Origin of the sequence: Actinomadura sp. NPDC049753, assembly GCF_040674655.1 — a bacterium.
In the GTDB taxonomy this organism is placed as follows: domain Bacteria; phylum Actinomycetota; class Actinomycetes; order Streptosporangiales; family Streptosporangiaceae; genus Spirillospora; species Spirillospora verrucosospora.
Genome location: NZ_JBFARL010000293.1, coordinates 1 through 7,507, shown reverse-complemented (window position 1 = coordinate 7,507; position 7,507 = coordinate 1). Strand labels below are relative to the sequence as shown.

9 protein-coding genes and 2 tRNA genes are annotated in these 7,507 nt (G+C 70.0%); 9 read left to right on the top strand and 2 right to left on the bottom strand.

Features of this window, described 5'->3' with window-relative positions:
* Window positions 1-252 (top strand): transposase (locus AB0K37_RS38835; protein WP_363990306.1); only part of this gene is annotated, 252 nt, incomplete at its 5' end.
* A 126-nt stretch (window positions 253-378) separates the two neighbouring features.
* Window positions 379-1,107 carry a hypothetical protein gene (locus AB0K37_RS38830; protein ID WP_363990303.1) on the top strand — a complete coding sequence of 243 codons (729 nt, stop codon included), beginning with the start codon at window positions 379-381 and terminating at the stop codon, window positions 1,105-1,107.
* A gap of 111 nt (window positions 1,108-1,218) precedes the next feature.
* Here the strand turns inward: AB0K37_RS38830 and AB0K37_RS38825 are convergent, their stop codons facing one another.
* On the bottom strand, window positions 1,219-2,250 hold the full coding sequence (locus AB0K37_RS38825; RefSeq protein WP_363990300.1) for a hypothetical protein: 1,032 nt from the start codon (window positions 2,248-2,250) through the stop codon (window positions 1,219-1,221).
* Between the two features lie 79 nt (window positions 2,251-2,329).
* On the opposite strand from AB0K37_RS38825, the gene AB0K37_RS38820 reads away from it, so the two are divergent.
* From AB0K37_RS38820 to rpmG, 4 genes are all read left to right on the top strand, one after another.
* Window positions 2,330-3,457 carry an acyl-CoA dehydrogenase family protein gene (locus AB0K37_RS38820; protein ID WP_363990297.1) on the top strand — a complete coding sequence of 376 codons (1,128 nt, stop codon included), beginning with the start codon at window positions 2,330-2,332 and terminating at the stop codon, window positions 3,455-3,457.
* An 80-nt stretch (window positions 3,458-3,537) separates the two neighbouring features.
* Window positions 3,538-3,610: transfer RNA gene (locus AB0K37_RS38815), tRNA-Thr, on the top strand.
* Window positions 3,611-3,899: 289 nt separating this feature from the next.
* Window positions 3,900-3,973: transfer RNA gene (locus AB0K37_RS38810), tRNA-Met, on the top strand.
* A gap of 118 nt (window positions 3,974-4,091) precedes the next feature.
* On the top strand, window positions 4,092-4,256 hold the full coding sequence (rpmG, locus tag AB0K37_RS38805; RefSeq protein WP_067466611.1) for a 50S ribosomal protein L33: 165 nt from the start codon (window positions 4,092-4,094) through the stop codon (window positions 4,254-4,256).
* Window positions 4,257-4,547: 291 nt separating this feature from the next.
* Here rpmG and AB0K37_RS38800 read toward each other — a convergent pair whose 3' ends face one another.
* Complete coding sequence (locus tag AB0K37_RS38800) at window positions 4,548-5,120, bottom strand: NUDIX hydrolase (RefSeq protein WP_363990294.1); 573 nt, start codon at window positions 5,118-5,120, stop codon at window positions 4,548-4,550.
* A gap of 305 nt (window positions 5,121-5,425) precedes the next feature.
* Here AB0K37_RS38800 and AB0K37_RS38795 point away from each other — a divergent pair, with 305 nt between their 5' ends.
* The 3 genes from AB0K37_RS38795 to AB0K37_RS38785 all read left to right on the top strand — a co-directional run bounded on the left by AB0K37_RS38795 (window position 5,426) and on the right by AB0K37_RS38785 (window position 7,421).
* Window positions 5,426-6,178, top strand: a complete 753-nt coding sequence (locus AB0K37_RS38795; protein WP_363990291.1) for a TIGR00730 family Rossman fold protein — start codon at window positions 5,426-5,428, stop codon at window positions 6,176-6,178.
* A 380-nt stretch (window positions 6,179-6,558) separates the two neighbouring features.
* Window positions 6,559-6,996, top strand: a complete 438-nt coding sequence (locus AB0K37_RS38790; protein ID WP_089315429.1) for a MaoC family dehydratase N-terminal domain-containing protein — start codon at window positions 6,559-6,561, stop codon at window positions 6,994-6,996.
* Entirely contained in the window at window positions 6,996-7,421 is a 426-nt protein-coding gene (locus tag AB0K37_RS38785) for a MaoC family dehydratase (RefSeq protein WP_363990288.1), read from the top strand. The genes AB0K37_RS38790 and AB0K37_RS38785 overlap by 1 nt, the downstream gene beginning before the upstream one ends.
* Window positions 7,422-7,507: the final 86 nt, after the last annotated feature.

The following is a 7,507-nucleotide window of genomic DNA, read 5'->3' as shown; positions in this document are numbered from 1 at the left end:
GGGCGGGGCCGCGGGTGCGCGCCCACCCCCCGCAACCGCGCCCCCCCCCCGCCGGGCCGCCCCCGCGGGGGCTCACGCGGCGGGCGCCCACCGGTCTTCGACCCAGGCCTCTACAAACGCCGCAACGTGGTCGAACGCTGCATCGGCCGCCTCAAGCAATGGCGCGGCATCGCCACCCGGTTCGACAAACTCGCCCGCAACTACCGGGCAGCGATCGTCCTGGTCACCGCTCTGCTCTGGATCAACACATGATCCACCGGACACGTCCTAGGGCCACCACACCGGGCAGGGCGGGGGAACGCGGGATGAGGGAATTGGTCTAGGGGCTCCCCAAGGGGCGAGCCAGCGGGTAGACCTGCATCCGTGCAGGTGAGTTATGTGAGTGTGGCGACGCCGGGACGGGAGAACGAGGACTTCGTGGCGGCCGGCCCCGGCTGGGTGGTGCTGCTGGACGGCGCGACGGCCCCGCAGGGAGTGGACAGCGGCTGCCGGCACGACCCGGCGTGGCTGGTGCGCAGGCTCGGCGGGCATATCGCGGCGCTGCTGGCGCTGGAGGACGGCAAGCCGCTGCCCGACCTGGTCGCCGAGGCGATCAAGGTGACCGGGGAGGCGCACACCGAGACGTGCGACCTGGGCAATCCGGACAGCCCGTCCGCGACCGTGTCGCTGCTGCGCCGCCGCGGCGAGGCCGTGGAGTGGTACGTCCTCGCCGACTCGCCGATCGTGGTGGACGTCGGCGAGATCAGGGTCTTCCGGGACGACCGGGTCGACCATCTGCCGAGCTACACCCTGGAGGGCGTGCGGCGGTCGCGCAACAGCCCCGGCGGGTTCTGGGTGGCGAGCACCAGGCCGGAGGCCGCGTACGAGGGACTGACCGGCGAGGTGCCGGTCGAGGGGCTGCGGCGGGCGGCGGTGCTCAGCGACGGCGCGTCCAGGCTCGTGGAGCGGTTCGGCCGGATGGAGTGGGGCGACCTGCTCCGCCTCCTGGACGAGGAGGGCCCGCGGGAACTCGTCAGGAGGACCAGGGCAGCGGAGGCGGAGGCGACCGCGGCCCGCGGGAAGCGGTACGACGACGCCACCGCCGTCTTCGTGCGCTTCGACCCCTGACCGCCGCCCCGCCTGACGCGTCGGGCCGCCCTGCCGTCAGCGCGTCGGGGCCGCTCTACCGTCAACGCGTCGGGGCCGCTCTACCGTCAACGCGTCGGGGCCGCCCTACCGTCAGCGCGTCGGGGCCGCGATGTGCGGCCACCAGGCGTCCAGGTCCTCCGGCAGGTGCATGCCCTCCATGCGGAGGGTGGCGGGCATGAGGGGGAACCGCCGTCCGGCGGGGAACGTGCGCTCGTAGGACGGCGGATCGATCACGACGACGCGGGTGCCGTTCACGACCGGGATGTCGGCCGGGACGCCCTCGTTCCAGATCGGTTCGCCGTGCGCGTCGACGAGGTTCCACGGGCTGGAGATGATCGGGCGCCCGGGCGGGGTGTCGGCGTTCAGGAAGCAGGCGATGATCTCGGGTGCGGGACGGTCGCCGGTCAGCCCGCCGGGACGTCCGATGAGCGCGCCCGCGAGCAGGACGTGGAGCTGGAAGTTGTCGCCGATCCCGCCGATCGTGACCGTCCACCCCTTGCGGCTCGCGCGGTCGAGGACGAGGAGGCGCTCGCCGTCCAGGACGCGCAGCAGCGCCTGGTAGTGCTCCATCTGCCCGAGGTACTGGGCGGCCTGCCCGGCGGCGAAGGCGCAGAAGTCGCGGTCGGCGATGCCCGCCCGCACCGAGGGCCCCATCTGCAGGACCGTGCAGCCCGCCATCGTGAACTGCGGCAGCGCGAACCACGACATCATCGCGGTCACGGCGCCGTCCCCGAGGTGCGGCGCGACCGTGTCGAAGACCTGCTGGGACGGCTGCTCCTCCTGCATGTCCGGCGGCGGCTTGCCGCCGGCGGCCTGGTCCCACGCGTTCGCGAACGCCAGCGCGGCGGCGGTGACCTCGGAGATGCGGTGGACGAGCGGCGCGCCGACGGGGTCGGGGTCGGCGCCGTTCTCGACCCAGGCGCCGGAGACGATGGCGAGCCACCCGCCGAGGTTCGGGGGCGCCTCGGCGACGCCCTCGGCGAGGCGGGGCATCGCGGCGGTCATCTCGGCGGGGGAGGCCGTCTGGAACACCTGCATGAGCTGCGGGAGGAGGTCGCCGAAGGAGCGGTCCTCGACCACCGCGGCCCGGACGATCTGATCGACGAGAGGCTGGAGCGACATAAACGATCACCTTGGCATATCGGGTGCGCCGGGCCGGAATCCGCCCACCATCTTGGAATCTGATTCTAGAATGAAGCGCATGGAGCCTCAGGATTTCGCCGACGTGCTCAAGGCCGTCCGCAGCTTCGTCCGCGACCAGGTCGTCCCGTGCGAGGAGGAGATCGAGGAGACCGACGCGATCCCGGAGCGGCTCCGGCGCACGTCCCGCGACATGGGCCTGTTCGGGTACGCGCTGCCCGAGGAGTACGGCGGGCTCGGCCTCTCGCTCAGCGAGGAGGTGCGGCTGGTCTTCGAGCTCGGCTACGCCAGCCCCGCGTTCCGCTCCATGTTCGGCACCAGCAACGGCATCGCCGGGCAGGTCCTGGTGAACGCCGGGACGGTGGCGCAGAAAGAGGCCTGGCTGCCGAGGCTCGCGTCCGGCGAGGTCATCGGGGCGTTCGCGCTGACCGAGGCCGAGGCGGGGTCCGACCCGAGCGCGCTGACCACGACCGCGGTCCGGGACGGCGACGACTACGTCCTCGACGGCGCCAAGCGGTTCATCACCAACGCGCCCGAGGCCGACGTCTTCATGGTCTTCGCCAGGACGGGCGGCCCCGGCTCCCGCGGCATCTCCACCTTCCTCGTCGAGAAGGGCTCGGACGGCCTGCGCGTCGGCCCGTCCGACGAGAAGATGGGCCAGCGCGGCGCCCACACGGCCGAGGTCTTCTTCGACGGCGTGCGCGTCCCCGCCGACGCCATGGTGGGGACGGAGGGGACGGGTTTCCGCACCGCGATGGCGTCACTCGCCCATGGCCGGGTCAGCATCGCCGCCGTCTGCGTGGGTCTCGCCCAGAGGATCCTGGACGAGACCGTCGCCTACGCCAAGGAGCGCAGCCAGGGCGGCAGGGCGATCGGCGAGTACCAGCTCGTCCAAGGGCTCATCGCCGACTCCCAGACCGAGCTGTACGCCGGACGCTCGATGGTCCTGGAGGCGGCCCGCGCCTACGACGCCGGCGAGGACACCAAGCTCGGCCCGTCCTGCGCCAAGTACTACTGCTCGGAGATGGTCGGACGGGTCGCCGACCGCGCCGTCCAGGTCTACGGGGGCATGGGCTACATGCGCGGCGTCGCCGTCGAGCGCTTCTACCGCGACGTCCGGCTCTTCCGCATCTACGAGGGGACGAGCCAGATCCAGCAGCTCGTCATCGCCCGCGACCTGCTGCGCTGACCAGCGCGGACAGCGGCGCGGGAATCCGGTTCGCACCACGCGCCCAGGCCGTGTATGGTTTCACTGCGCGAACGACGCAGGCCCCTTTAGCTCAGTCGGCAGAGCGTCTCCATGGTAAGGAGAAGGTCTACGGTTCGATTCCGTAAAGGGGCTCACGGCACACCGGCCGCCATCCGCACTCCGGACGGCGGCCTTCGTCGTACCGGGGAGCGGCCGCCGCCCCCGCGGCGCCGAGCGCCCTGATTCGCTCCATACCTGTGCCTGTGGTACCGTCCCACCGGTTCCAGCAGGACGTTTCGCAGCTCACCGGCGCACCCGGTATTCTGCAGACGGTCCCGCGGAGCCCGCGGAACCGGTTCCCCGATCATCGTCCGGGTTCTCGTGTTCCCAGGGCTCGGTGAGCATCCGGTATCCTGGCAATCCGGTCCACACCGACCATCACGGCGGGGTAGCTCAGTCAGGCAGAGCAAGCGGCTCATAATCGCTGTGTCGCCGGTTCAAGTCCGGCCCTCGCTACTACCCAGGTCTCTCACCCCCCGACGGGGGTGAGCAGGCTGGGTCGAATCGCCGGCCGTCCCCCGGGGACGGCCGAGGTCCGAAAGTCCATGTCCCTAGCTCAGAAAGGCACTCCATCGTGGCTGCCACCGACGTCCGGCCGAAGATCACGCTGGCCTGCCAGGAGTGCAAGCACCGCAACTACATCACGCGGAAGAACCGGCGCAACGACCCGGACCGCCTGGAGATCAAGAAGTACTGCCCCAACTGCCGGACGCACCGTCCGCACAAGGAGACCCGCTAACCGAGGTCCCGGACGGAGAAGTACTGCCCTGCCGCAGGGCCAGGACCCACCGTCCGCATCGGGACACCCGCCGGTCACGGACCCACGGTCCGCACCCGGGAGCCCCGGCCACGGTGCGAGTCCGCCCCGCAGCGCAGACTTCTTCGCACGCTTGCCACTGACACGCATCAGCCCGTTCTCGCAGAGAGATCTGCGAGGGCGGGCTGAACGTCGTTCTGGCGCCGTCCGTCCGAAACGCAGGTCCCGGGGACCGGCCGGCAGCGTGGCTGCCGACCGGTCCCCGGGCGGGTATCACGGACGGTTGCTCGTGTCGTTGAGCATCGCGTCCTCGATCTCCTGTAGTTCCGCCTCGGCCATCTCGATCATGCCGGCCAGGACGAACCACAGGACCCACGAGAACGTGAGGCCGGGACTCGCCTCCCACTCCTCGCGGGTGATCTCACCCCTGGCGTAGCAGAGGGTGCGCTCGGCCAGTTCCTGCAACTGGGCCTCGGAGACCCACCGCAGGTTCCGGAACGACTTCTCGTCAGGGGTGAGGATCCCCTCCACTTCGGCGAGGTACAGCTGCCAGAAGTGGCCGGGGCCCTCCGGGCCGTCCCCACGCTTGCAGGGGTTGAGGCGCCACATCGGCTCCTCGAACAGCGGTAGCAGTGAGGTGACGATCAGGCCCGTCTCCTCCCAGACCTCCCCGCGGGCGGCCGCGTCGTAGCTGCCGAACGCGTCGAAGACGTGCCCGCCAACACCGGACGCGCCCCGGCCGTCGGAGATGTCGCCGATCAGGACACCCAGCTCAGGGGCGGTGATGATGACGCCGACGGAATGACCGTCACACCTTTTGAGCGGGCTATTTTTGGCAGCGCTCATGGCTGCTTCACTCCTTTTTGTTCTTGTTTGTCGGATATTTGGCGCGGCACTATGCCGCAGGTTGGACAGTCCAGGCTCGGTGGCTCCTGGCAATGGGCGCAGAGCGCCTGGTGGGCGGCGCTGTCGTCGCGGTGCGCAGACCGATCAGAGCGGTGCGCACACAGGTCATCGCCCGCCGAGAACTCGTCCGCCCAGGGAGGTTGCGGCCGGCCGGAACCAGCGGACGATCAACATCGCATCCCGAGATCCGGGGTGCCCTTGCGACCGTCTAGGACGGCGTAAGGCGGGTTCAACGGAGAACCAACATGACAGAACCGAATTGTTCCTCCGGTTCGGAGGGACGCGGCATAGACCTGCCCGCCTCAGTGGTCGCCGAGCTGGCACTGGGAGGACCCGTCTCGCCCCAGAGCCTTCAGGCGCTGGTCGAGCTGGCGCTGGGCGAGCCCGTCTCGCCCATGGCCCTTCGGACGCTGATCGAGCTCAGCAATGGCCACCGGGTCCTCAACGGCATCGACTCGGGGGTCTGGGTGTGCGGCAGCGCCCGCACGAAGCCCGGCACGGAAGAGTACGAGCTCGGCGTCGAACTAGGCGCCGCGCTGGCCGCAGCCGGCTTCGCGGTGTACACCGGCGGCGGTCCCGGCGCCATGGAGGCCGCTAACAAGGGCGCCTACGAGAACGGCGGGGTGTCGGTCGGGGTGGGCATCGTCCTCCCCAACGAGCAGCAGTTCAACCCGTACCTCACCGTCAAGTTCCTGTGCGAGTTCTTCTTCACCCGCAAGGTGCTGCTCACCAAGAAGACGAAGGCGCTCGTGGTGGCACCGGGTGGCAACGGCAGCCTCGACGAGCTGTACGAGGTGCTCACCCTCGTCCAGACCCAGACGATCGACCCGCAGCCCATCGTGCTGGTCGGCCGGAAGTACTGGAAGGACCTGGACCACTTCGGCCGGGGGACGATGCTGCCCAGCGGCAAAATCTCCCCGGGGGACCCCGACCTGATCCAGGTCGTGGACACGGTGGGCGAGGTCATGGACCTCATGCCCGAGCACACCGTCTCCTAGGAGGCGGCGTGAAGTAAGGGTCCCGCTCTCCAGGCGGGATCCCTGAGCGTCACTGGACTCCCGGTCGGGCAGCTTCTCGCTGCTCGACCGGGAGTTTCACGTATGCGCCGACTCTTTCGCCTCCGCCTCCCTGTTGGGAGCCGCCGAAGCCTGCAGTCTGTCGCTCCTCCACAGGCCGTTTGCTCCAAGGCCGTCCAGACGGTCACGGCCTGTCCGTTCTGGCGGTGAGACCCGCGCGGACGGTGAGAATGCCGTTCTGTTACCGTCCGTCCGGAGAGGCGGAACCAGCGCGCTCAGAAGGCGCCCGGGCGCCCCGGCCGGCGTTGCGGTGCGGCCGGCGAGTCCGCGGGGCCCTGGTCCATCTGGAGGGAACGGACTGCATGGCACTCAACCGTGATTTCATCGGGCGGAGCTTCCCGCCCAGCGAGCCCTACGAGGTCAGCCGGGTGAAGATCCGCGAGTTCGCGGACGCGATCGGCGACCGCAACCCCGTCTACCGCGACCGCGAGGCGGCCAAGGCGGCCGGGTACCCCGACGTCATCGCGCCGCCCACCTTCCCGATCGTGGTCTCCCTCGGCAACCCCGGGCTCGCCGACCCCGACCTCGGCCTCAACTACGCGATGGTCGTGCACGGCGAGCAGCGCTTCGAGTACACCCGCCCGCTGCGCGCCGGGGACGTCATCACCTGCACCTCGACGATCACCGAGATCAGGTCGATCGGCAACAACGAGAAGATGGTCGTGGAGACCGAGATCGCGACCGTCGAGGGCGAGCCGGTCTGCAAGTCCTACAACACGATCGTGGAGCGGGGTGCCTGATGACCGCCAAGGTGAACTACGCCGACGTCGAGGTCGGCACCGAGATCCCCAAGCAGACCTACGCCGTCGACCGCGCCAACCTCGTCATGTACGCGGGCGCGTCCGGCGACTTCAACCCGATCCACTGGCGCGAGAGCGTCGCCAAGGCGGTCGGCCTCCCGGACGTGATCGCGCACGGCATGTACACGATGGCGCAGGGCGGCCGGTTCGTCACCGACTGGGCCGGCGACCCGGGCGCCGTCGTGGACTACGGGGTACGGTTCTCCTCTCCGGTCGTGGTCCCGGACGAGGGCGGCGCGACGCTGGAGATCAGCGGCAAGGTGGAGGAGAAGCTCGACGACAACAAGGTCGTCGTGGCGCTCACCGCCAGGTCCAACGACCAGAAGGTCCTCACGCGCGCCAAGGCGGTCGTCCGGCTCGCCTGATCGGCGGTGCCTGGCAAGGAGATCACGGCTACCGCTACGCGGGAGACACCGGCGTCGACCCCACCTACAAGGGATACCAACTCGCC